The following is a 23,283-nucleotide window of genomic DNA, read 5'->3' on the forward strand; positions in this document are numbered from 1 at the left end:
CAGGAGAAGCCATGCGCCGACTGCCCGTTGTTACCGTTGCCGACAAGCTGGAGCATGCCGGCTGGCTGGACCCGGCCGCCACGTGGGTGGCACGGACGGTACGCACCGTCCTTCCCGTTCCCGTACGGGACCTGCTGCACGGCGTGCCGCTGGGCCATCCGCTGCATCCGCTGATGATCGTGGTTCCACTGGGGGCCTGGGTGTCCGCCGCAGCGCTGGATGTGCTGCCCGGCAATGAACGTGCGGCCCGCACGCTGGTGGGAGTGGGAGTACTCTCCGCGGCGCCTACCGCCCTCGCCGGGGCAGCGGATTTCTCCCAGCTGGACACCGAGCAGCAGCGGACCGGAATAGTCCACCAGGCATCCAACGCGATGGCCGTGGTGCTTTACGCCGCTTCCTGGCTTGCCCGCGGCCGGGGGAGCCAGGGGGTGGGGCGGGTGCTGGGCTTCGCCGGCCTGACGGTAAGCATGGCCGGCGGATTCCTCGGCGGGCACCTGTCCTACCGGCAGGGCGCCGGCGTGAACCGCAACGAGGACCTGCCCGAGGAGGTTCCCTCCGGCTGGCATTCGCTGGGGCCGGTGGATTCCTTCGCGTCAGGGATTCCACAGCGGGCGATGCTCGGCGAGGTGGGCCTGATGGTGCTCAAGCGGACCGACGGCGCGGCGGACGGGGCCATCTCCGTGCTGGCGGACACCTGCAGCCACCTGGGCGGACCGCTGCACGAGGGGGAACTGCGCCAGGAAAAGGGCCAGCTCTGCGTGGTCTGCCCCTGGCACGGCAGCACCTTTGCCGTGCAGTCCGGCGAAGTGGTGCACGGCCCGGCCACGGCTCCGCAGCCGAGCTTCGCCACCCGGGTCCGGGACGGACTCCTTGAAGTCAACCTGCACGGATAAACGGATAAGTAGGAGGAAACCCTTATGCGCACGACCACTCTGGGAACCAACGGCCCCGAGGTGGGCGTCATCGGCCTGGGCTGCATGGGTATGAGCTACGCCTATGACATGGACAGTGAACGGGATGAGGACACGTCCGTCTCGGTGATCCGCGGTGCGGTGGAGCTGGGCGTCACTTTGGTGGACACCGCTGACGTGTACGGGCCGTACACCAATGAGGAGTTGGTGGGGAGGGCCTTGAAAGACGGCTACCGGGAACGTGTGGTGCTTTCCACCAAGGTGGGCCTGGAAGTCAGCAATGCGGCTCCGGCCGCCGGAACCATGCCCGGGCTGGTGAAAAACGGCAGCCCGGAGCATATCCGTAAATCCATCGACGGCAGCCTGCGCCGGCTGGGCACCGACCACGTGGACCTGTACATTCTGCACCGTGTGGATCCGGACGTTCCGCTGGAGGAATCCTGGGCTGCCATGGCCGCCACGGTTCAGGACGGCAAAGCCCGGGCCATCGGCCTGTCGGAGGCCACCGTGGAAGAGATCGGGCGGGCCCAGGCGGTTCATCCGGTGACGGCGGTGCAGTCCGAACTCTCACTGTGGACGCGTGACCGGATGGCCGACGTCGTGCCCTACTGCGAGGAGCACGGAATGGCGTTCCTGCCCTTCTCGCCGCTGGGCCGCGGTTTCCTGACCGGCCGGTTCACCTCCTTTGACCAGCTCCCGGCAGATGATATGCGCCGGCGGCTCCCGCGCTTCCAGCAGGAAAACATCAAGGCGAACCTGGCCATAGTGCAGCGGGTGCGCGACGTCGCGGAACGGGTGGGCGCGACGCCGGCCCAGGTGGCACTGGCGTGGGTGGTGGCCCAAGGCCGGCGGGTCATTCCGATCCCGGGTACCAAAACCCCCAAGTTCCTGCGGGAGAACGTCGCGGCAGGGGAGCTGGTGCTCAGCGACGAGGACCTGGCCATGCTGGACACCGCGCCGCAGCCGGAGGGCGGCCGCTACTAGGCGGCCGGGCCCGCGCCTCCGGGGCACGTGCCGGTTATTCCGGGGCGGCGGGCGGGTTGAGCCGTACTTCCTCGAGGTCCAGTTCGTATTGGATTTCGCGCAGCACCGCGTCGTCGATGCGGTGCTCGTCCCTTAGCCGCAGCAGGCTGGCACGCTTTCGCGCCAGCAGTGCCAGATGCAGGTCCCGGTACTGCTGCCGGTGGCGTACGGCCGGGTCCTGTTGGCCCGGGCCCCGCACCTCGTGCAACCGGCCCTCATATTCCCGCCGGAGCACATCCACCACCTCCTGGTCCGTGTCCAGCTGCCTGGCCACCTGCTGCAAGGACGTCAGGGCATCGGATGTAATGGTGATATCCGCCAGCCGGCGCTCGCTGTCCCGGATGTGCCGGTCTTCGGGCAGGTGTGCCCAGCGGGCAACAACCGGCAGTAGCGGACCCTGCACCACCAGGGTCACTACAATCACGCCGGCGGCTATGAAGATGATCAGGTTCCGGTCAGGGAAAGGCTCCCCGGAGGCCACCGCGGCGGGTGTGGCGAGCACTGCTGCGAGGGACACAGCGCCGCGGAAACCCGCCAGGCCGTTCACCACCCGGGACCGGTCACTCACCCGCCGCAGGCGTTGCGAGGGCCGCCGGTCCACCAAGCGGATCAGGTAAGTGGAGGTGAAAATGAAAGCCAGCCGCACTGCTACGAGCATTAAGGCCACCACGGCCACGGCTACCAGCCCGCGGGTCAGCTCCTCGGTGTTCCGCAGATGCCGGATGGTGTCCTGGAGTTCCAGACCCACCAGGACAAACAGGGATCCGTTGAGCATGAAGGTCGACAGTGACCAGAAGGCCTCGGACCGCTGGCGGGTTTCCGCCCGCATAACGCGGGAGGCGAGCTGGGACATTGCCAGCCCGCACACCACAACGGCCAGCACCCCGGAGGCATGGACAAGTTCGCCCAGCACAAAGGCGGTAAACGGGGTAAGGACCGTGACCACGTTGCCCAGCACCGGGTCCTGCACATAACGGCGCAGGACCACGCCAAGCCAGGCACTCAGCAGCCCGGCGGCCGCTCCGCCGGTGTAGGCCAGCAGGAACAGGCCGGAAATCTCCAGTCCGGACAGGCCGCCCCCGCCCACGGTGATGGTCACGGCAACGCCGTAAACTACGAGGGCGGTGCCGTCATTGATCAGGGACTCGGCCCGCAGCAGCGTCACGTCGCGGTGCGGCAGTGCCCGGGCCATGGAGGCCACAGCGGTGGCGTCCGTCGGGGCGATGGCCGCCCCCAGCACCCATGCGGCACCCCACGGCAGTCCCAGCGCATGGCCGACTACGGCGACGGCGGCGGCCGTGAGCACCACCAGCGCCGTGCTCATCAGCACGATGCCGCGCAGGTTCCGCCGGATCATCCGAAGCGAGGTGGTCAGCGCCTCCCAGTACAGAAGCGCCGGGAGGAACAGGAGCAGGACGGCTTCCGGCGGCAGCTGCACCGCGCGCAGGGCCGGGACGAAACCAAGCAGGACCCCGGCGCACAGCAGCAGGATGGGTGCCGGCGTACGGAGCCGGCCAGAAGCCAGATAACAGGCCAGGACGCTGATGCCCAGGATCAGGACCAGCTCCGGGCCGAAAATGTCCGGCTGCATAACGCGTCAGCCCCGGACGGCCGTCGCCTGCCGGATCCGGTTCCCGCTCCGGTTTCCGGGCCCGGAAGAGGATATCCGGAGTGTCCCCGGTGTCAGTCTGCTGCTCATGGCACTCCCGCTCCACCTGTTGGCTTCCGGCTTCCGCGGTTGCCGCCCGGCCGCTCGCCCTGGCTCCGTTTGCCGCACTGTTAATGGAACAGGGCGCCGTCCCGTTTGGGGAGGGCGGGCGGGAATGCGGCGCTTCAGGGCATCGTTTGCACCCAGTGCAACCGTGCACGTAGTGTAGAAACATGCTGACCAGTGTTCCGGCGGAAGACCGCCGCAAGGCGCTCAAGGACCGTCACCGGCAGGCCATCGTGGCCGCCGCGGCGGCGCTCATGCATGAGCGGCAGACCACCGATTTTACGGTGGACGAGTTGGCGCAGCGCGCCGACGTTTCCCGCCGCACGGTCTTCAACCATTTCGCCTCCGTCCGTGACATCGTGTCCGAGGTCTGCAGCGACGTCCTCAGCGCCGCGGTGGAGAGCCTGATCGCCGTCCCCCGCTCCGACACCGGACGGCCGGGCATGCTGGATGAGATAGCCGAAACATTCCGCACCGCGGATTTGGTGGCGCCCATGGCCTATCTGACCCGGCTGCTCGGCGGCGGACCCATTCCGCCGCCTGCCCAGACCCAGGCGCATCCCATCGCCTTGCGCGCGTTCACCGAGCTGAACGAACGGCTCTCGGCTGCCTTACTGCACCGCTATCCGGATGCGGACAAGCTCGGCGTGCACCTGCTGGTGAGCGCCATGACCAGCGGACTGGGGGTGCTGTACCACCACTGGCACTGCGCCACCGGCGCCGTCGACACCCCCGAGTCACGCCGCGTCTGGGCGGAACTGCTGGATGCGCTCCTTGAAAAAGTGCGGTTCGGCTTTGCCGCCGGACCCGGCTCCCGTCCCACCCCCGATTCACTCCACCCGTAGATTCCCACCCATCCCCATAAAAGGACAGACCCTCAAAATGGCTGAATTCCTCTACCGCCTCGGAGCCGCGGCCGCCCGCCGTGCGAAAACCGTGCTCGCGGCCTGGCTCGGAGTGCTTGTGCTGGCCGGAGCGGCTTTTATGCTCTTCGGCGGCACGCTCGCCACCGGCTTCTCCATCCCGGACACGCCCACCACGCAGGTCACCAACCACCTGCAGGACAAACTCCCCCAGGCCTCCGGCGGTACCGGATCGGTAGTGGTCCAGACCGAAGACGGGTCCGCCTTTACCGATGAACAGAAGCAGGACATTTCGGCCGTTATAGCCGATGCGTCCGATGTCGACGGCGTCGAAACCGTCGTCGACCCGTTCGCCACCGAATCAGACCGCGCCGCCCAGGCCCAGCAGCTGCAGGAGGGTCAGGCGCAGGTCGAGGCCGGCCGCACGCAGATCGAGCAGGGCCGTGCCCAGCTTGAGGGCGGCCAGGCCCAGCTCGACGCCGCCCGGCAGCAGGCCGAAGCGGCCGGCGCCCCCGCGGAAATGCTGGCCCAGCTGGATGCCCAGCAGGCCACCCTGGACGCCAGCCGTGCCGAGCTCGACGCGAAGAGCGCCGAGCTGGAAGCCGGTGCCGTGCAGGCTGAGCAGGGTGCTGCCCTGCTGGAGATGGCCACTGAAATCCGCACCGTGTCCGAGGACGGCAGTGCGGCAGTGATCAACGTGGTCTTCAGCGAGACCCAGATGGAGGTCCAGCAGGAAACCAAGGACGCCCTGGTAGCGGCCTTTGAGGACGAGCCGGTCGACGGCGTGAAGGTGGATTTCTCGGCTGAGGTATCCGCAGGGGTCCCCAGCATCCTGGGCGTGGGCGAGGTGGTCGGCCTGGCCGTTGCCGCCGTCGTACTGGTGGTTATGCTGGGCACCTTCATCGGTGCCGGCCTGCCGCTGGTGACCGCGATCATCGGTGTGGGCATCGGTGCAGCAGGCGCGCTGGCGTTCTCCGGCGTCGTCGAAATGGCGTCCGTTACCCCCATCCTCGGCGTGATGCTCGGCCTGGCCGTGGGTATCGACTACGCCCTGTTCATCGTCAACCGGCACCGCCGCCAGCTCAAGGCCGGCTACAGCCTGTCTGAATCCATTGCGCTGGCCAACGGTACCTCCGGCAACGCCGTGGTGTTCGCCGGAACCACCGTGTTCATTGCCCTGCTGGCGCTGAATATCACCGGCATTCCCTTCCTGGGCCTGATGGGCACCGTGGGTGCGGCCTGTGTTGCCATCGCCGTGCTGGTGGCCACCACCCTGACCCCGGCACTGCTCAAGCTGGCCGGCATGAAGATCCTCAGCCGCAAGGAGCGCGCGGCACGGGAGAAGGAACACGGCGCGTCCGCCTCGGCGGGCAAGCCGGAAACCATCCCGGTAAAGCAGATGTCCACCGTCCGCGCGGTGCTGACCGTGGTGCTGTCCATCGCCGGTCTGCTGGTGATCGCCATCCCGGCGCTGGACCTGCGCACGAACCTGCCCGACGGATCCTCCGAGGCCCACGACACCACCCAGTACCGGGCCTATGAAGCCGTCTCGCAGAAGTTCGGGGAGGGCCAGAACGGCTCACTGCTGGTGGTCGCGGACCTGCCCGGCAACCCGAGCGAAGAAGACGTGGCGGTGACCCAGGGCGAGATTGCCCGGACGCTCTTCGACCAGGAGGCCGTAAAGGCCGTTGCCCCCATCGGATCCTCCGAGGACCGCACCGTTGTCGCCTTCCAGGTGATTCCGGACGAGGGCCCCACCAGCGAGTCCACCCAGGAACTGGTGCACACGCTGCGCGACCTGTCCCCGATCAGCACCGACGACGGCGACGTGCAGCTGGGTGTGGCCGGTACCGCCAGCGGCAACATCGACATTTCCGAGAAGCTCTCCGAAGCCCTGCCGATCTACCTCGGTGTAGTGGTGGGCCTGTCCCTGCTCATCCTGATCCTGGTGTTCCGGTCCATCTTTGTTCCGGTGATCGCGACGCTGGGCTTCATCCTGTCCTACTTCGCGGCCATCGGCGGTGTGGTGGCTATCTACCAGTGGGGCTGGCTGGCCGGTATCTTCGGCGTCGAAACCCCGGGCCCGGTCCTGAACTTCCTGCCGACCATCCTGGTGGGCATCCTGTTCGGCCTGGCCATGGACTACATGCTCTTCCTTGGCTCGGGGATGCGCGAGGCCTTCGTCCACGGATCGCCGGCGCGTGTTGCCGTGATGCAGGGCTTCCGGGCCGGCCGCTCCGTGGTCACGGCTGCGGCGATCATCATGATCTCCGTCTTCGGCGGCTTCATCTTCTCGCACAGCACCATGATCCGGCCCATCGGATTTGCCCTGGCCTTCGGCGTCCTCGTGGATGCCTTTGTGGTGCGGATGCTGCTGATCCCGGCCCTGATGCACCTGGCCGGCGACAAGGCCTGGTGGCTGCCGAAGTGGCTGGATAAGATCCTGCCTGACGTCGACGTCGAAGGCGCGTCCCTGGAACGCCGCCATCCGCAGGCGGAGGGCCAGCCGGCGTCGGACGACGTCGAGGCGCCCGTCCGCGGCTAGTCTGCACGCTGACAACGGCAGGTGCCGCTTCCCGGAAAAGGGGAGCGGCACCTGCCGTCTTTAATGGGTGCCGCCATGCAGCCGATCACGGACTGGGGCAACGGAGGGTCTAGCCGAAAGCAGCGAAGGGCCCTAGGCTTCCGGCCATGGCTATTGCACGCAACCCCACCACTGTCCTCGACTGCCCAGACGCGGCTGCCCTCGCCACCTTCTACGGTGCCCTCCTCGACTGGAAGGTGAACCTGCACGAGGATGACCCGGACGGCGACTGGACCGATATCGCCGACGACGCCACCGGCCAGCGCTACTGCTTCCAGCAGGTGGAGAACTACACGGCGCCCGTCTGGCCCGAGCAGGACATTCCGCAGCAGATGCACATTGACGTGGATGTGGATGACCTGGACGAGGCCGAAGCTGCCGTGCTGCTGCTGGGGGCCACCAAGCACCCCTATCAGCCGGGCGAAAGCTTCCGGGTCTTCCTGGACCCGGCCGGGCACCCGTTCTGCCTCTGCCAGGGCTGACGGGCTGCGCTTCTGCTGCCGGTTAGAACCGGCAGCAGAAGTTAGAACCGGCCGCTGCTGTGCGTGAGCTCTATTCGACGGAGCTCAGGTCGCAGGACTCATCGAGGCGGTCCATCGCGTCTTCGTCTTCCGGGCTGATCTCGTTGTCCGGTCCGGCGGAAATGATCCTGCCGGCGGTCTCGACGTCGTCCTTGAGCGTCTTCGAGCTCTCCTTCGCGAGATCCTTGAACTGGTTGCCGATCTCCTCCAGTTCCTTGTCTGAAGGCTGCTCATCCGGGAAATCGGCGACGATGGTGCGAAGCTCGACGCAGGTGTCCTCGGTGCTCAGTTCGGACGAGCAGGCGCTCAGGCTTACGGATGCAAAAACAGCCAAAGCGACGGCTGCAACGGTTTTCTTCATGGTTCCCCCATAGTGATGTGTTGAATACGGCGGCTTCAGCCTACCTGCCGACCCGGACATCGAACGCCGGGCCGGGAACTGGCCGGGACAGGCAGGGTTTCGCTCCCGTTTTGCACATTTGCTGCCGGTTTGGGCGCTTGCTGCCGGTTTGCGCGGCAGCGATTTCCCCAACTGGCAGCAAAATCCCCAGCCGGCAGCAGAATCCGGGCTTCAGCTCCGTGCCGGTGCGTCCTCGCGTTCTGCACTGTGCGATGCCAGCCGGGCGAAGGGTCCATCCGCAGCCAGCAGTTCGGCCGGGGTGCCGCGTTCCACGATCCGCCCCACGTCGAGTACCACCACCTGGTCAGCGTTCTCCACGGTGGAGAGCCGGTGCGCAATGGTCAGCGTGGTGCGTCCGGCGGAGAGGTGTTCCAGGGCGGCCTGCACCTGTGCTTCGGTGGTGTTGTCCAGTGCGGAGGTGGCCTCGTCCAGCACCAGCACCGGCGGGTTGCGCAGGATGGTGCGGGCAATGGCCAGCCGCTGCTGCTCGCCCCCGGAGAAGCGGTGGCCGCGTGCACCCACCAGGGTTTCCAACCCCTCGGGCAGGGCGCCCACGGTATCGGCCATCCGCGCGGCAGCCAGGGCAGACCACAGCTGTTCGTCGCCGGCGTCGGGAGCGGCCAGCAGCAGGTTCTCGCGCACGGAGGCGTGCACCAGATACGTCTCCTGGGAGACCACCCCGACAATCCGGGCCAGGTCCTCGGCGGCCAGCTCGCGGACATCCACACCGTCAATCCGGACCGTGCCGGAGCCGGCGTCGTTGAGCCGGGGCAGCAGTGAGGCCAGGGTGCTCTTGCCGGAACCGGTGGGCCCGACGACGGCGGTGGTCGTCCCCGGCGGAAGCGTCAGGTCGATCCCGCACAGGACGTCCGCGCCGTCGTCGTACGCGAACCCCACGCCCTCGAACCGGACCTCGCCGCGCACCCGAGCGGGGTCCAGCCGGACCGGGGTGGCGGCCGGCCGGATCTGCGGCACCAGGTCCAGGTATTCGAAGATCCGGCTGAAGAACGCCAGCGCGGTCACCCACTGCACGCCGATGTTCAGCAGGCCCATGACCGGACGGAAAATCGCGCCCTGCAGGCCGGTGAAGGCCACCAGGGTGCCGATGGTCATTCCGCCGCTGGTGGCGGGGAAACCGGCGGCCAGATAAATCACCGCGGGGATCGCGGCGAAGACAATCTGCATGGTGGCCATCCGCCAGCGGCCGGCCAGCTGGCTGCGCAGTTCCAGGCCCACGAGCTTTTCGGAGCGGTCGCGGAACCGGGCGGCATCGCGCGGGACGGTGCCGAGCGTCTTGGCCAGCCGGACACCGGAGACCGAAAGGCCTTCCTCCACCTGGGTGTGCAGGGCAGCCAGTTCACGCTGGCGTTCGTCGGTGACCTCGCGGCGGATCTTCGCCACCCGCCGGGACAGCCAGATCGCCGGCGGCAGCACTACCAGCGAGATCAGGCTCAGCCCGGGGGAGAGGGCCACCATCGCCACCGCCGTGGCCACCGCCGTCGTGAGGTTGGCAGCAACACCGGTGGCGGTGGAGGTGACCACGGACTGCATGCCGGAGATATCGTGCGTGAGCCGGGACTGCACTTCACCGCCGCGGGTGCGGGTGAAGAAGCCCAGCGACTGGGCCTGCAGATGCGTAAAGAGATCCACGCGCAGGGTGTGCATCACCCGCTGGCCCATCCGGGTGGCCAGCCAAGTCTGCACCACGCCGATCACCGCGGTCACGGCGGCCACCAGCACCATGGCGGCGGTGAGGAGCGCGAGCAGGCGCAGGTCCTGCCGGGGCAGGGCGGAGTCGATCACGCCGCGGACCAGGAACGGCTGGGCCAGGTTCACCACGGAGGAGGCGCTGATGAGCAGCACGACGACGGCGATGGTGCCCTTGTGCGGGGCGAAAAGCGCGGCGATGCGGCGCAGGGATACGGGGTGCTGTTTGAGCTGCTTTTTGTCGGCCGGGTTGAGTTTGGCGGGGCCGCGGCCGCCTGATGCGCCGGGAATGCCGGTGCGTCCGCCGTCGCCATTCGGGCCGCCGGCCGGGCGGCCGGTCTCGATTCCGGGTAGAGTCACGGGTCCTCCTTTGCTGCCGGGAAGGTCTGCGGCAGCTATTGCAGAGGTTACCTCACTATGTGGTTACCGCGAAATGGGTAAACTGAAGCCATGACTGATGTTCCTGCCGATCCGGCGGCCCTGGGTGAAATGATGCACGCGGCCTTCCGTGGGCTGCGGAAGCGCTGGATGCTCCAGCTGGCGCCGTTCGAACTGACCCCGCACCAGTTCCGCGCACTCAACGCCGTGGGCCGGGCGGCCAAATCCGGGCATGGCGGCGGGGAAGGCGAAGAGCAGGGCATGCGACTGAAGGAACTGGCAGAGCGTCTGCACATTGCTCCCCGCTCCGCCACGGAGGTGGTGGATCTGCTCGCCGCCAAGGGACTGGTGGAGCGCCGGACCCACCCCGAGGACCGGAGGGCCACGCTGCTCGCCCTGACCACGGCCGGGCAGGCACTGCGGGAAAAGGTGCTGGCGGACCGCAAGCGTGAAGCGGATGAGTTCTTTTCCGTGCTTGAGCCGCAGGACCGGGTGGAGCTGGCGCGGATCCTGCGTGAGCTGGTGCCCGACGGCCGGGCGGTCGGCTCCGGGGGTTAACCCGGCGAAGGATCTGGGGCTCCAGCGCAAAAAGCGGCCGGCAACCCGAAGGTTGCCGGCCGCAGGATTAACCGAATTCAGTCCCGCTCGTTGAGCTTGTTCAACAGCTCCGCGAGCCGCTCCACCTCATCCGTGTGCCAGCTCTCAAGCCGGGTCCGCAGGCGGGAGCGCTTGGCCGAATGCGAGGACTCGAACCGGGCCCTGCCCTCCGGCGTCAGGTCCAGGAGCTGGGCGCGTCCGTCGGACGGATCAGCCCGGCGGCACACCAGCCCCAGGGCCTCCAATTGGGAGACGGTCCGGCTCAGCAGTGCCTTATCCACCTGCAGGGTTTCCGCCACGGCGCCCTGCTGGCATTCCGTGCCCTGATAGAGGGTCATCATGACGGTAAAGCCCAGCGGCTGCAGCGAAGGATGCACGGCCAAAGCGGATTCCTTGAAGGTGCGCCGCGCAGCGGCCAGCATGTGCGCAAACTGCCGTTCCACCTTCGCGACCGATGACTGGTGGGTGGCCCCGGCGGATTCCGCCGGCGTCGTCATGCTAGTTCCCGCCCTTTCCGGCCGGAATGTCCGGGTTCTGCCCGGCGGCTGCTTCCGCATCCGCGGCCACCCGTGCCGCGGTACCGCCAGCGGGCTCTCCGGCGGATTCCACAGCTGGTTCCGCGGCGCTTCCGCCGGCAGCGGCTGCACGCTTCTCTTCGGCCTGCATCTTCTCGTGCCGGGTCATGCTGCCCAGTTCGAGGTTCGGCAGGAACAGTACGGCCAGCAGGGTGAGCACGCCCAGCGGGGCGGCGATCAGGAAGATGTGTGCCACCGAGGAGCCGTAGGCGGATTCCACGATCACCCGCACGGACTCGGGCAGTGCGCTCACGGCGGGGATGCTGCCAGAGGCCAGCGAAGCGGCAATTTCCTTGCCCTGGTCCCCGAGGGCGGCAATGGCACCCATCAGTTCGCCCTGCTTCTCCGCCATCCGGTCGGTCACCTGGGTGGCCAGCACGGCGCCCAGTGCGGAGACGCCGATGGTGCCACCGATGGTGCGGAAGAAGTTGATGCCGGAGCTGGCCACGCCCAGGTCGCGGGTGGGGACGTCATTCTGCACCACCAGCACCAGGTTCTGCATGACCATGCCCACGCCGGCACCCAGCAGGAACATGTAGAGGGAGACCAGCCAGAAGTTGGTGTCATATTCGATGGTGCCCATCAGCACCAGGGCCACCGTGAGGATGATCGACCCGGAGACCACATAGGCCTTCCACTTGCCGGTCTTGGTGATCATCTTGCCCACGAGGGTAGAGACGATCAGCAGGCCACCCATCATCGGAATGGTCATGATGCCGGACATGGTTGCCGAAGCGCCGCGGGCCAGCTGCATGTACTGGGACAGGAACACCGAAGTGCCGAACATCGCCACGCCGACGGCGAGGGAGCCGATCACCGAGAAGGTGAAGGTGCGGTTGCGGAACAGGGTGAGCGGGATGAGCGGCTCGGAGGACTTCAGTTCCACGAACACAAACGCGGCCAGGCCCACGAGGGAACCGCCGACCATCCACGCGGTGGCGGCACTGAGCCAGTCAAAGTCGGTCCCGACCAGGGAGACCCAGACCAGCAGTACCGAGACGGAGGAAGCCAGCAGCACAATGCCGGCGTAGTCAATGGTGACCTTGCGCTTCTTCAGTGCGGGCAGGTGCAGGGTCTTCTGGATCATAAAGAGCGCGACGGCGGCCAGCGGCACCGCAACGTAGAAGTTCCAGCGCCAGTTGGCGGAGTCGGTGATGACGCCGCCGATAAGCGGGCCGCCCACGGTGGACAGGGCCATCACGGCGCCAAACAGGCCCATGTAGCGGCCGCGCTCTCGCGGGGAAATGATGTCCGCCATGATGATCTGGGTCAGCGCGCCCAGACCGCCGGCGCCGATGCCCTGGATGACGCGCATGGCGATCAGCCAGTCGGTGTTCTGTGCAAAGCCGGCCGCGGCACTGGCGACAATGAAGATGATCAGTGCCAGCTGGACCAGGACCTTGCGGTTGAGCAGGTCGGCAAGCTTGCCCCAGATGGGCGTGGACACGGCGGTGGCGAGCAGGGTGGCGGTGACCACCCAGGTGAACGCGGCCTGGTCGCCGTTGAGGTCGGAAATGATCACCGGCAGCGAGGTGCTCACCACGGTGCTCGCCAGCATCGAGACGAACATACCCAGAAGCAGGCCGGTCAGGGCCTGGAGGACTTCCCGGTGTTTGCGTTTTGCCGCGGCTTCAGCCTCGGCGCGGGCATCCTGCAGGGCAGGGGAGACGGACATGCACACTCCAAAAGTGGTTGACTCAGGTCAAAGGTTGATTTACGTCAACTATAAACCCGGGGCGGGAAGAAAGGCTGTATACCGGCCGGGGAAGTGGTTGAACTAACACCTCCCCCGCCGGGAGCCCGTCATGCGGCCCGAGGGTTGCGGGACGGTTACGGGCGGCCGGGGGTGGCCGAATCCTGATAGGTTCAAGTGGGGGAAACGGTAAGTATGCTTCCCGGGTGCAGCCCTGACGGGTTGCCGGCGGTGGCATGGTCTCAACGTAAGGTCACTACTCTTGATGGTCCAAGGCACTGGCAAGTCGCAGGCAGGTCCCCATGACTAGCACCGCCAGCGGCGCGGGCACCAAAGCCGGTGCGTCCCCGGCCCGGTGCGACTACGAAGCGCACTTCCACGAATCGGCGTCCGGCTATCTGGTCCTCAGCACGGACGGAACCATCCTGGACGTGAATCGGAAGCTGGGCTCATGGACCGGACACTCCCCGGACGAACTGATCGGCGGCAGGGCCCTAGACCTGTTGCCAGCGGGGGAGCGTGCGGATTTCGCTTCCCACGTAACGGAGCAACTGGCGGAATCCGGGTGCTTCAACGAGATTGCGGTGGACCTGCTGACCGCTGAAGGGCACCGGATCCCGGTACTCCTTTCCGGCGTCCGCTCCGAAGGTGACGGCGACAGCGCTACTCCAACCCTCGACCGGATTTCCGTTTTCAACGCCTCCGAACGCCGGCGCTATGAGCAGGAATTGATAGCCGCCCTGCACAAGGCCGAAACGGCAGAAGCAGCGCGCGCGGCGGCCGAAGCAGAACTCCGGGAGAACCAGAAGGTCCTCGAAGAGAAGGACCGTGTACTGCGGAACAACCTGAGGGAAAGCCGGAAGCGCGAGGCGCTGCTGGACAATGTGCTCAATACGGCAGACGTCGCTTTGCTGGTGCTGGATGCCCAGGGCCGGACCATGCTGACCAACGCCCATCTCGATTCCACCTGGCGCCGCGTAATGGGCGAGGCCAATGCCGCGGAGGGCGAGCCGGTGGTGTTTGGCCCGGACCGCGTCACCCCGGTCCCGCAGGAAGAGCGGCCTGTGGCCCGTGCGGCTGCCGGCGAGGCTTTTTCCAACCAGGTGGTGTGGTTTGGTCCTGCGGATGAGCGCCAGCTGGCGTTGAATGTCTGCGCCCGGCCGATCATGTCGGACGGGGTGTTCTCCGGATCGGTGATCGCCATCAGCGATGTCACGCGGCTGGTCCAGGCGGTGGCGGCGCAGGAGGAGTTCGTGGCCAGTGTCTCCCACGAATTGCGGACACCGCTGACCTCCATTCTGGGGTACCTGGACATGGCGATGGAGGACGAGGGCCTTTCCGACCAGGTGCGCACCGCACTGGATGTTGCCCTGCGCAACGCCGAGCGGTTGCTGGACCTCGTCTCGGACCTGCTCTCAGTCGCCTCCGGTGCCACGAAGATGGAGCGGCGTGCGGCAGACGTGTCCGACGTCGTGCGGGCGGGCCTGCTCTCGGTGGCGCCCCGTGCCGCGGCGAACCGGGTGGAACTGATACAGGACCTGCCCACCTCGCTGACCGCGGAGGTGGATCCGCAGCGTTTGGCCCAAGTGGTGGACAACCTGCTCTCCAACTCCGTGAAGTACTCCCCGGACGGTGGAACCGTAACGGTACGGCTTTGGCAGGAAGGGAAGGTTGCCCGGCTGCAGGTGGCCGACACGGGAATCGGCATGAGCACGGCCGAACAGGCGCAGGTCTTCACCAAGTTCTTCCGCAGCAACCGGGCCGTCGCCTCGGCTGTTCCCGGCGTCGGCCTGGGACTGGTGATTGCCCGGAACATTGTGGAGGCACACGGCGGAACCCTCACCTTCACCAGCGCGGCCGGGCAGGGGACCGTCTTTACGGCAGCCTTCCCGCTGAGCGCGGAAGGCACGGGACAGTAGCACCACCGGGACCGGCCCGCGCCGGGGTTCCCGAGTGGAAGCAGGTCGATACGCGGGGCACAATGAAACCACGCTCATTTCCATGTTCTAAAGGGGTGCTGATGGCCCAGTCCGTGCACGGATCCGCTGCCCTGCCCGATCCCCACGGTCCGGAACCCCGGTTCCGGGTCACCCGCGATGGCCTGCGCGCCACCCTGTGGTTCTGGCCCAGCTGCGCTTCGCTGGCGGCTCTGCTGCTCGCGCTGCTGCTGATGCCGGTCCGCCCCGGCGACGACGCCGCGTGGGCGCGCTGGATCTGGCCCAGCGGGGTGGACGCGGCCAGTTCCCTGCTGCAGACTGTGGCCACCAGCGTGATGACCGCCGCCACCGTGACGTTTTCCCTCACCGTGGTGGCCCTGCAGCTTGCCTCGCAGCAGTTTTCCCCGCGGCTGCTGCGCGAATTTGCCCGTGACGTGCGGACCCAGGGTGTGCTGGCGGTGCTGCTGGGCACGTTTCTGGTCAGCATTACCGGCCTGCACGGGATGGACGCGGACCGCCCGGTGCCGGTGCTGGTGGTTGGCCTGGTGTATGTCCTGGGCATCGCCTCGGGGATTGTGCTGCTGCTGTTCATCGGGCACATCGCCCGCTCGCTGCGGGTGGACACCATGATGCGCAACGCGCACCAAGGCTGTCTGGCGGTGCTGCAGGAAACCTACCCGCCGTCCGAGGCCGGCGAAGTGCAGCACTTCGCGGAACCTGCCGGGGGCACCTTGGTGCCTGCGGGCCGCAGCGGCATCGTGCAGGCCGTTGACGCGCGGCCCCTGATGGAAATGCTTCAGCAGCACGGCCTGAGCATGCGCGTTATGGTCCAGCCCGGCGACCACGTCACGCTCGGCTCGCCGGTGGCGCGGGTGTGGACGGACGACGGCGGGGAGGTGCCGCTGGCGGTCGTGCGGAAATGCTTGGCAGACGCACTCGAAGTCGGGTACGAGCGGACCCCGGAGCAGGACGCCGCACTGGGGCTGCGCCAGCTGACCGACATCGCCGTCAAGGCCATCTCGCCGAGCATCAACGATCCGATAACCGCAGCGCACGCCACGGGCTACTGTGCGGACCTTTTGGTGGACCTGCAGCGCCGCCGGCTGGGTCCGGAGGCGCACCAGGACGGCTTCGGCGTGCAGCGACTGGTGACCGAAGGCAGGGACTACCGCTATTTCCTCGACCTGGTCTGCGGTCCGGTGCGTCGGTTCGCCCATTCCGAACCGATTGTCCTCACGGCGGTGCTGCGGCTGCTGCGGGACTGCGCCGCCACTGCCGTCAACGACACCCAGCGCGAGGAGATCCGCCGGCAGAACTCGCTGGTCCTGGACTCCATGGGGAGCGGACTCGTGGTAGCCGACGAGGAGGAGATCCGGGACATGGGCCGCCGGGTCGAGGAGGCGCTGGTCGGTGACCTGACGGCGGCGTTCTCCGACCGGGCCGGGGAGACACGCTCGGTCTGACGGCATGCGGAAAGGCCGGCCGGGATGCCCCGGCCGGCCTCTCGTTTGCGCTCAGTCCGTTGTAACTCAGCTCCTGCTCAGCGCAGGCCGAGCAACTCCTGGCCCAGGACGAAGATGCCCATGACCAGTACAAAGATGCCGAAACCGCGCCGCAGTGCGGCCTCCGGGATCCGCCCGGCCAGCCGGGCGCCGATCAGCGAACCCAGGATGGCTGCAAGGGTCACGGCCGCAATCAGCGGCCAGTTCAGCGTCACGGTGGTGAGGTAGCCGCCGAGACCGGCGAAGGACTTCATGGCGATCACCACCAGCGAGGTGCCCACGGCCACGGGCATGGAGAGCCCGCCCAACAGGGCGAGGGCCGGAACCACCAGGAAGCCGCCGCCGGCACCCACCAGCCCGGTGACCAGGCCGACCACCAGGCCCTCAACGATGACCTTGCCGACGCGGAGTTCGCCGTCTGAAGCGGGCGGAACGTTTTTGCGGCCGCGGATCATGGCGGCCGAGGTGGCCACCATCATCAGGGCAAAGGCGATCATCAGGATGGTCCCGGGGATCCGGCCGCCCAGCAGCCCGCCGCCGACGGCGCCGGCCATGCCCGCGGCGCCGAACAGCAGGCCGGTACGCCACTTGACCCTGCCCTTGCGGGCATGCCCGATCGCGCTGAACGCCGAGGTTACTCCCACCACGAACAGCGAGGACGCAATGGCTTCGCGCGGGCTCATTCCGGCCACATAGGTCAGGATCGGAACGGTGAGGATGGAGCCGCCGCCACCGAGCAGGCCGAGTGACAGCCCGATCAGTACGGAGAGCAGCAGCGTCGCCGCGAGGGTGATGGTCATGGCTTAGGTCCTTAGGTTGCGGATGCGGGTGCCGGCGGCTGCCGGGGTCAGCGTGATTCGGGCAGCTGGCCGATGGCCGACGCCGCGGTGGGCTCCGAAGCGGTCTTGTTCCACGGCATCTTGGCCAGCGCCTGGCCCATGGCGCAGGTGTTGGTAGCCGCGGAGAAGGTGAGGCCGGCGCCGATGGCCCCGGCGAGCAAGCGGACCTTGGGGGAGACGAACCGTCCGCCGGCCAGGCCGGTTACCACGAGGGTGCCCGCCGCCATGCGTACCTGGCGTTCCAGGGACCAGCGCTGCGCGCCGCGGACGACGTCGCCGCCGGCCGCCGCGTACGCGGGCACGCCGCCGGTCAGGACCTGGGCGCTCTCGACGCCGGCCCCGGCCAGATGGGTGCGGGCCTGTTCTGCGCGGACACCGGACTGGCAGACCAGCACCACGCGGCCGCCGAGGCGTTCGGCCAGCTGGTTGGAGTGCTCGGACAGCAGCGGCAGCGGCACGTTGTAGGAGCCGCGGATGTGCATGGATTCGAACTCGGCGGCCGAGCGGACATCGATGACCACCAGATCATCGGCGGTCCCGGCCAGGTCCCGCAGGGTGGCGGCGTCGAGTTCGGTTACGGTCGGGGTTGCGGAGGCCATGGGGGTCTCGTTTCTGTGGTTGGTAATACTGGATTTCGGGGGAATTTGGGGGATGAAGGGGTGCGTCCGGGGGACTTGGACTGCTGGCTCAAGAAACCCCCAGGGGTATACTGGAGGGAGAACCTACCGAAGGAGTGTCCATGCAGCTCGACAACACAGAACTTGCGCCTGTGGTCAACCGGCTCAAGCGTGCCCAGGGCCAGCTGGCCGCGGTCACCCGGATGCTGGAGGAGGGCCGGGACTGCAAGGACATCGTCACGCAGCTTGCCGCGGTCTCGAAGGCCTTGGACAAGGCCGGGTTCGCGATTATTGCAGCGGGACTGGAGCAGTGCCTGATCAGCGAAGACGGCTCAATGGACAAGAAGGAAATGGAAAAGCTTTTCCTCTCCCTCGCCTGACCGGCGTCGGAAAGGGGGTGCTCCGCACGGCGGGGCACCCCCTTTTTTGCGTCAGGTTAGGCCTGCTGGCCGGCCTGCCACTGGCTCCAGCCGGCGTAGCTGCCGTCCAGTTCGACGACGTCGAATCCGGCCCGGCGCAGGGCGCTGGCAGCTACCGAGTTGCGTACGCCGCTCTGGCAGTAGGTGACGATGGTGCCGTCCTTGGGCAGCTGGTCCTGGTTCCACAGGACCCGCCCGGCGCTGAGCTGCTTGGAGCCCGGGATGTGCCCGTCGGAGTGTTCGGTCTTGTTCCGGACGTCCAGGACCAGGGCAGCGTCGAAGCTGTCCAGTTCCGCCGGCTGGATGGTCCGCGGGGTGTCCAGGGGCAGCCCGTCCAGGCTGGTGGCGTAGCCGGCCACGCGGTCAATGCCGACGCGGACCAGATGGTCCCACATCTCGGCGGCGGAGTCCTGGTCGGCTGCCAGCAGCACCAGCGGGCGCTCGTCCGTTTCCGGATCCACGGCCCATGCGCCGAAGCTGGCCGTCTTCTTGCCGGCGGGAATGTTGACCGCACCGGTTACCGTGCCCTCGTGTACGGCGGAGTGCGGCCGGGTGTCCACGAAGGTGATGCTGTCCTGCTCCAGCCCGCGGACGACGTCGTCGGCGGACAGCTCGGCCAGTGGCGGGCGCTCGCCCATCACAGCCGGGCCCTGCCGGTTTTCGCGCTTCATCCGCCCGAAGTAGGCGTGCGCGTCCGGCTGGCCGTCGAGCAGTTCATCCACGAAGCCCTGCTCGTCATTGGACTCAAGGTACTTGCCCCACCAGGCGTAGTGGCGTTCGTAGCCCACGGTGGTGGAGGGGAGGGCGCCCAGCGCCTTGCCGCAGGCACTGCCGGAGCCGTGGCCGGGGTAGACCATAACGTGGTCGGGCAGGGTCAGGAACTTCTCCTGCAGGCTGCTGAAAATCTGCTTTGCGCCCTCGAAGCGGGTGTCCACACCGCCGGCGGCTTCGTCCAGCAGGTCGGGGCGGCCCAGATCCCCGGAGAAGACGAAGTCGCCGGAGAGCAGGTAGCCGGGGTCGCTGCTGAAAGCGCCGTCGGCGACCAGGAAGGAAAGGTGTTCCGGGGTGTGGCCCGGGGTGTGCAGCGCCTTCAGGGTGATGTTGCCCAGGGCGACCGTGTCGCCGTCGTGGAGGCGTGCTGCCTCGAACCGGTACTGCCAGTCGGTGCCACCCTCGCCGGATACGTACATCTTGGCGCCGGTGGCGGCGGCGAGCTCGCGGGTGCCGGAGAGGTAGTCGGCATGGATGTGGGTCTCGGTGACCGCCACAATCCGCATGCCGTTGGCGGCGGCCAGGTCCAGATAGGTGCTGATGTCCCGTCGGGCGTCCACCACTACGGCCTCGCCCTTGCGCTGGCAGCCGATGAAGTAGCTGGCCTGAGCCAGGTCCTCGTCGTAGATGCGTTCGAGCAGCATGTGTGTCTCCTTTGAGTTGCGGGCCGACACCCCGGGGGGTATCCGTTCTGCGTCCACGGTAATACCCAAGGGGGTATACGAGCAACTCGGCGCCGGCTGTTTTGCATACCCCAGGGGGTATCTGTCACGATGGATGGGCAAGCAGGATTTTCGTAAAGATGGAGTTGGAAATGTGCAGGGCAGCAACGTGCAGGAAGTGCGGTAAGACCACCTGGGCAGGATGTGGCAACCACGTGGACCAGGTGATGCGGAATGTGCCGAAGGGTGAGCGCTGCACCTGCAGCACTGACGCCCCCGCGCCGGGTGCCCAGGCAGGCGGAGCCGGCTGGCTCGGAAAGCTGTTCGGCCGGAAATAGGCCGTAAGAGCCAGCAGGTCCGGATCCGGCAGGAATTCCCGCCCCGCCGGGCCTCAGCCCTAGGGGAGGGCGCGGAGCCGTGGCAGGCTGTGGCCATGGAAACTACCACCGGTATTCCGGCGTGGCCGTCAACGGACCCAACCTGCGGCGACGTCCGCCTGCGGATCTTCCGCGACGAAGATGCGGCCATGGTGATGGAAATGGCCCAGGACACCTACATCCCCACGGTGGGCAGCCTGCCCGCCCGCGCCACCTATGAGCAGGCCCTGGAGTGGCTGGAACGGCAGCGGAGCATGCACGTGCGGGGCTCCGGGTTTTCCTTCGCCATCGCCGACGCCGGCACGGACCGGGCCGTGGGCCAGATCGGCCTGTGGGGCTGGGAACTGGTGCACGGCCGCACCGAGGCGGGCTACTCCGTGGCCCCCGGCGCCAGAGGCTCCGGTTATGCTTCCGCCGCGCTGCGGGCCCTGACGGACTTCGCCTGGACCGTTCCGGAAGTCCACCGCGTGGAGCTGCACATTGAGCCGTGGAACACCGCCTCGATCCGCACCGCCGAGCGCGCCGGTTTCGACCGGGAGGGCCTGATGCGCAGCTACATGGAAATCTCCGGGCAGCGGCGGGATCTGCTGCTGTACGCGGCCGTCAGGGAACCGTAGGTTCCGGTGCCGGAACCGACGGCAGGTTCACGAGGCCTCGTGCCCAGAGACCGTGGAAATGGTTGACCGGCCCGTGGCCGGACCCGACCTCGAGCTCGTCCGCCGTTTCCAGGGCCTCCTGCAGCCAGGCCTTTGCCAACTGCAGCGCCGTGCCCCAGTCGCCGGAGCGGGCATACAGCGTGGCCAGCGCGGAGGATAGCGAGCAGCCGGTGCCGTGCGTGTTGACGGTATCCACCCGGGTTGACCGAACCTCGGCTACCTGTAGTGCGCCGTCGTCATCGAAGCGGAGCAGCGCATCCGGAGCCGCGGCGCCCGACAGATGCCCGCCTTTCACCAGCACCGACAACTTGTAGGCGGCCGCAAGGCGGGCGCCCTGCTCCAACGCTTCGTCCCAGGATCCGGCCTGCTTTTCCCCAAGCAGCACTGCTAGTTCGGGAAGGTTCGGCGTCACCAGGTCCACATGGGCCAGGAGGCCCCTCAACGCTTCTTCGGCGTCCGAATCCAGGAGCCGATCGCCGCTGGTGGCAATCATTACCGGATCCAGCACCACGGCAGGCGGTCGGAAGGTATCCAGCCAGCCGGTGACGGTCCGGATGGCATCGGCGGTCCCGAGCATGCCGATCTTTACGGCGTCGATGACCACATCGTCACTGACCGCGGTCAGCTGTTCGTGCAGGAAAGACACCGGCGGTGTGTGGACCGACCGCACGCCCCGGGTATTCTGCGCCACAAGTGCCGTCACCACGGCCATCCCGTAGCCGCCGGTGGCCGCAATGGACTTCAGGTCCGCCTGAATGCCGGCGCCGCCGCTGGGGTCGGTCCCGGCAATGCTCAGGATCCGGGGGATTCTCACCGGTTCCATGCTGACACCAGCTCCTCGGCGGCGCGGCGCGGATCGGCTGCGGCGCAGACGGCGGACACCACGGCTGCGCCCGAGGCTCCGGCGGCGTGCAGCGGCCCGATATCGGCTGGGCGGATCCCGCCGATCGCGACACAAGGGAGCGGGGATGCCTGGGCGAAGGACCGGAACCCTTCCAAACCCAGGGGTTCCGGATGGTCGGGTTTGGTGCTGGTAGGCCGGATGACCCCGGCGCCCAGATAGTCCACGGTTCCCGCGGGCAGGATCCGCACCGCCGCCAGATGCGCGTCCGTGTTCGCTGTAAGTCCGACGACGGCATCCGGGCCCACGAGCTGCCTCACCGCCTTAACGGGCAGGTCGCTTTGGCCTACATGCACCCCGTGGACCGCAGCTCCGGCGGCACGCGCGGCCAGATAAACATCCACGCGGTCATCCACCAGCAGCACCGCTTGATGGCCGACGGCCGCGGCCACGGCCAGCACCAGCGAGTGGAAGTCCGCAGCGGAAACATGCTTCTCCCGCAGCTGCACGGTGCGTATACCGCCCGCGACAGCGGCCCGTACGGTGTCGACCACGCCGCGGGTTCCGCACTGGAGGGTGTCGGTGACCAGGTAGATTCCGGTATTTCGGGCGGCGTCCCGGGGCCGGCCGGTAGCAGGGGCGGTAACGGTGCTCATGCGGAGGCCAGCCGTTCGGCGATTGCGGCAGCGTCCAGGTTCCACAGGGCGTCAAGGAATGCGGGGGCGAAGCTTCCCGGACCGGATACGGACGCTGCTGCCTGCTCCGCGGCCACGGTGTACGCGGCGGTGGCGGAGGCCACCGCCGCCAGCCTGGCGCCGTCGTCGGCTGACGAGCGCCCGGGTTCCGGAGCGGCCGCTTCTGAACCGCCAGCGGGAACCGGACGGTCCGCCACAGCCAGGAAAGCAGCGGTGACGGCGCCCAGGGCACAACCGCCGCCGGTGACCTTGGTGAGCAGGGGGCTGCCGTTGGACTGCCGAAGCGTCACGGTGCCGTTGGTAACCACATCCGTAGCGCCGGAGACGGCCACCACGCTGCCGTACTTGCCCGCGAGCAGGGCGGCTGCGGGGAGGGCCGCTTCAGGGTCGTCGGTTGCATCCACACCGCGACCGCCGCCGCCCAGGCCGGCGAGCGCTATGATCTCGGAAGCATTCGCCCGGATCGCGGTGGGGCGCATCTCCAGCAACTCGGCGGCCAGGGCGGTGCGGACCGGCAGGCTGCCAACCGCGACCGGGTCCAGCACCCAGGGGATCCCGGCGTCGTTGGCTGCTTCGGCTGCTTCGAGCATGGCGGCGCGTTGTTCCCCGTGCGGGGTCCCCAGATTGATCAACACGGCGGAGGCCATCCGGGCAAACGGGCCGGCCTCGCCGGGAATGTCGGTCATGGCCGGTGCTGCGCCCACTGCCAGGAGCACGTTGGCGGTGAAGTTCGTGACCACGGTGTTGGTCAGGCACTGCACAAGCGGCGGATCGGCACGCAGGCGCGCCAAATGGTCGGAAACGGTTAACGGTGTGAGGCGAATAGTCATTCGCGACATCCCTTCGCTAGTTCTAACTAGATCAGGTTCAACGGGTTTCATCTCAGCCGTGCGGCACCCCGTGTCACTGCAGATGACTCTACGAGCGGCGGAGCCCAAAGGCAAAGGGGCCGCCGGAGCCGGTTGGGCCGCGCCAGGCGTTGACTGGCCCGGTCCGCGTGC

General features: G+C 67.7%; 22 protein-coding genes and 1 riboswitch. Of the genes, 11 read left to right on the forward strand and 11 right to left on the reverse strand.

The window, feature by feature from the left end; all coding sequences use genetic code 11:
• Positions 1-11 precede the first annotated feature (11 nt).
• A complete protein-coding gene (locus AC5RUF_RS08890) occupies positions 12-893 on the forward strand; it encodes a Rieske (2Fe-2S) protein (protein WP_494130327.1) in 882 nt (293 codons plus the stop codon).
• Between the two features lie 24 nt (positions 894-917).
• On the forward strand, positions 918-1,895 hold the full coding sequence (locus AC5RUF_RS08895) for an aldo/keto reductase (protein WP_494130328.1): 978 nt from the start codon (positions 918-920) through the stop codon (positions 1,893-1,895).
• Between the two features lie 34 nt (positions 1,896-1,929).
• Here the strand turns inward: AC5RUF_RS08895 and AC5RUF_RS08900 are convergent, their stop codons facing one another.
• Complete coding sequence (locus tag AC5RUF_RS08900; RefSeq protein WP_494130329.1) at positions 1,930-3,525, reverse strand: Na+/H+ antiporter; 1,596 nt, start codon at positions 3,523-3,525, stop codon at positions 1,930-1,932.
• A gap of 290 nt (positions 3,526-3,815) precedes the next feature.
• Here AC5RUF_RS08900 and AC5RUF_RS08905 point away from each other — a divergent pair, with 290 nt between their 5' ends.
• From AC5RUF_RS08905 to AC5RUF_RS08915, 3 genes are all read left to right on the forward strand, one after another.
• A complete protein-coding gene (locus AC5RUF_RS08905; RefSeq protein WP_493998702.1) occupies positions 3,816-4,493 on the forward strand; it encodes a TetR/AcrR family transcriptional regulator in 678 nt (225 codons plus the stop codon).
• 37 nt (positions 4,494-4,530) lie between these two features.
• Complete coding sequence (locus AC5RUF_RS08910) at positions 4,531-7,056, forward strand: MMPL family transporter (RefSeq protein ID WP_494130330.1); 2,526 nt, start codon at positions 4,531-4,533, stop codon at positions 7,054-7,056.
• Between the two features lie 146 nt (positions 7,057-7,202).
• Positions 7,203-7,577, forward strand: coding sequence for a VOC family protein (locus tag AC5RUF_RS08915; protein ID WP_493996539.1), 375 nt, complete (start codon positions 7,203-7,205; stop codon positions 7,575-7,577).
• 70 nt (positions 7,578-7,647) lie between these two features.
• Here the strand turns inward: AC5RUF_RS08915 and AC5RUF_RS08920 are convergent, their stop codons facing one another.
• Both AC5RUF_RS08920 and AC5RUF_RS08925 read right to left on the reverse strand, forming a co-directional pair.
• Positions 7,648-7,977, reverse strand: a complete 330-nt coding sequence (locus tag AC5RUF_RS08920; protein ID WP_493996538.1) for a hypothetical protein — start codon at positions 7,975-7,977, stop codon at positions 7,648-7,650.
• A 210-nt stretch (positions 7,978-8,187) separates the two neighbouring features.
• Complete coding sequence (locus tag AC5RUF_RS08925) at positions 8,188-10,083, reverse strand: ABC transporter ATP-binding protein (RefSeq protein WP_494130331.1); 1,896 nt, start codon at positions 10,081-10,083, stop codon at positions 8,188-8,190.
• A gap of 90 nt (positions 10,084-10,173) precedes the next feature.
• On the opposite strand from AC5RUF_RS08925, the gene AC5RUF_RS08930 reads away from it, so the two are divergent.
• Positions 10,174-10,659, forward strand: a complete 486-nt coding sequence (locus tag AC5RUF_RS08930) for a MarR family winged helix-turn-helix transcriptional regulator (protein ID WP_493996536.1) — start codon at positions 10,174-10,176, stop codon at positions 10,657-10,659.
• A gap of 77 nt (positions 10,660-10,736) precedes the next feature.
• On the opposite strand, the gene AC5RUF_RS08935 is transcribed toward AC5RUF_RS08930, so the two are convergent.
• A complete protein-coding gene (locus tag AC5RUF_RS08935) occupies positions 10,737-11,195 on the reverse strand; it encodes a MarR family winged helix-turn-helix transcriptional regulator (RefSeq protein ID WP_494130332.1) in 459 nt (152 codons plus the stop codon).
• 1 nt (position 11,196) lies between these two features.
• Positions 11,197-12,948, reverse strand: coding sequence for an MDR family MFS transporter (locus AC5RUF_RS08940; RefSeq protein ID WP_493996534.1), 1,752 nt, complete (start codon positions 12,946-12,948; stop codon positions 11,197-11,199).
• Between the two features lie 320 nt (positions 12,949-13,268).
• Here AC5RUF_RS08940 and AC5RUF_RS08945 point away from each other — a divergent pair, with 320 nt between their 5' ends.
• A complete protein-coding gene (locus AC5RUF_RS08945) occupies positions 13,269-14,885 on the forward strand; it encodes an ATP-binding protein (protein ID WP_494130333.1) in 1,617 nt (538 codons plus the stop codon).
• Between the two features lie 101 nt (positions 14,886-14,986).
• Positions 14,987-16,366, forward strand: coding sequence for a DUF2254 domain-containing protein (locus AC5RUF_RS08950; RefSeq protein ID WP_494130334.1), 1,380 nt, complete (start codon positions 14,987-14,989; stop codon positions 16,364-16,366).
• 77 nt (positions 16,367-16,443) lie between these two features.
• Here AC5RUF_RS08950 and AC5RUF_RS08955 read toward each other — a convergent pair whose 3' ends face one another.
• Together AC5RUF_RS08955 and AC5RUF_RS08960 are read right to left on the reverse strand one after the other, a co-directional pair.
• The gene (locus AC5RUF_RS08955) at positions 16,444-17,205 is read right to left on the reverse strand and encodes a sulfite exporter TauE/SafE family protein (protein WP_494130335.1); all 762 of its coding nucleotides are present in this window, start codon (positions 17,203-17,205) and stop codon (positions 16,444-16,446) included.
• Positions 17,206-17,252: 47 nt separating this feature from the next.
• Positions 17,253-17,843: a rhodanese-like domain-containing protein gene (locus AC5RUF_RS08960; RefSeq protein ID WP_494130336.1), complete on the reverse strand. Its 591-nt coding sequence runs from the start codon at positions 17,841-17,843 to the stop codon at positions 17,253-17,255.
• Positions 17,844-17,983: 140 nt separating this feature from the next.
• Between AC5RUF_RS08960 and AC5RUF_RS08965 the strand changes: the two genes are divergently transcribed.
• Positions 17,984-18,241 carry a metal-sensitive transcriptional regulator gene (locus AC5RUF_RS08965; RefSeq protein WP_493998252.1) on the forward strand — a complete coding sequence of 86 codons (258 nt, stop codon included), beginning with the start codon at positions 17,984-17,986 and terminating at the stop codon, positions 18,239-18,241.
• Between the two features lie 56 nt (positions 18,242-18,297).
• Here AC5RUF_RS08965 and AC5RUF_RS08970 read toward each other — a convergent pair whose 3' ends face one another.
• Positions 18,298-19,695: an MBL fold metallo-hydrolase gene (locus AC5RUF_RS08970; RefSeq protein WP_493998251.1), complete on the reverse strand. Its 1,398-nt coding sequence runs from the start codon at positions 19,693-19,695 to the stop codon at positions 18,298-18,300.
• 170 nt (positions 19,696-19,865) lie between these two features.
• On the opposite strand from AC5RUF_RS08970, the gene AC5RUF_RS08975 reads away from it, so the two are divergent.
• Positions 19,866-20,051 carry a DUF8730 family Cys-rich protein gene (locus AC5RUF_RS08975; protein ID WP_494130337.1) on the forward strand — a complete coding sequence of 62 codons (186 nt, stop codon included), beginning with the start codon at positions 19,866-19,868 and terminating at the stop codon, positions 20,049-20,051.
• A gap of 95 nt (positions 20,052-20,146) precedes the next feature.
• Positions 20,147-20,707 (forward strand): GNAT family N-acetyltransferase, encoded by a 561-nt coding sequence (locus tag AC5RUF_RS08980; RefSeq protein WP_494130338.1) that lies wholly within the window; start codon positions 20,147-20,149, stop codon positions 20,705-20,707.
• Here the strand turns inward: AC5RUF_RS08980 and thiD are convergent.
• From thiD to thiM, 3 genes are all read right to left on the reverse strand, one after another.
• On the reverse strand, positions 20,694-21,569 hold the full coding sequence (thiD, locus tag AC5RUF_RS08985) for a bifunctional hydroxymethylpyrimidine kinase/phosphomethylpyrimidine kinase (protein WP_494130339.1): 876 nt from the start codon (positions 21,567-21,569) through the stop codon (positions 20,694-20,696). The genes AC5RUF_RS08980 and thiD overlap by 14 nt on opposite strands.
• Complete coding sequence (gene thiE / locus AC5RUF_RS08990) at positions 21,557-22,243, reverse strand: thiamine phosphate synthase (protein WP_494130340.1); 687 nt, start codon at positions 22,241-22,243, stop codon at positions 21,557-21,559. The genes thiD and thiE overlap by 13 nt, the downstream gene beginning before the upstream one ends.
• Complete coding sequence (gene thiM, locus AC5RUF_RS08995) at positions 22,240-23,121, reverse strand: hydroxyethylthiazole kinase (RefSeq protein WP_494130341.1); 882 nt, start codon at positions 23,119-23,121, stop codon at positions 22,240-22,242. Before thiM ends, thiE begins: the two co-directional genes overlap by 4 nt.
• A riboswitch (TPP riboswitch) is annotated at positions 23,104-23,193 on the reverse strand. Its footprint overlaps the gene before it by 18 nt.
• Between the last annotated feature and the right edge of the window lie 90 nt (positions 23,194-23,283).

Source organism: Arthrobacter sp. Y3224198, from assembly GCF_059090025.1.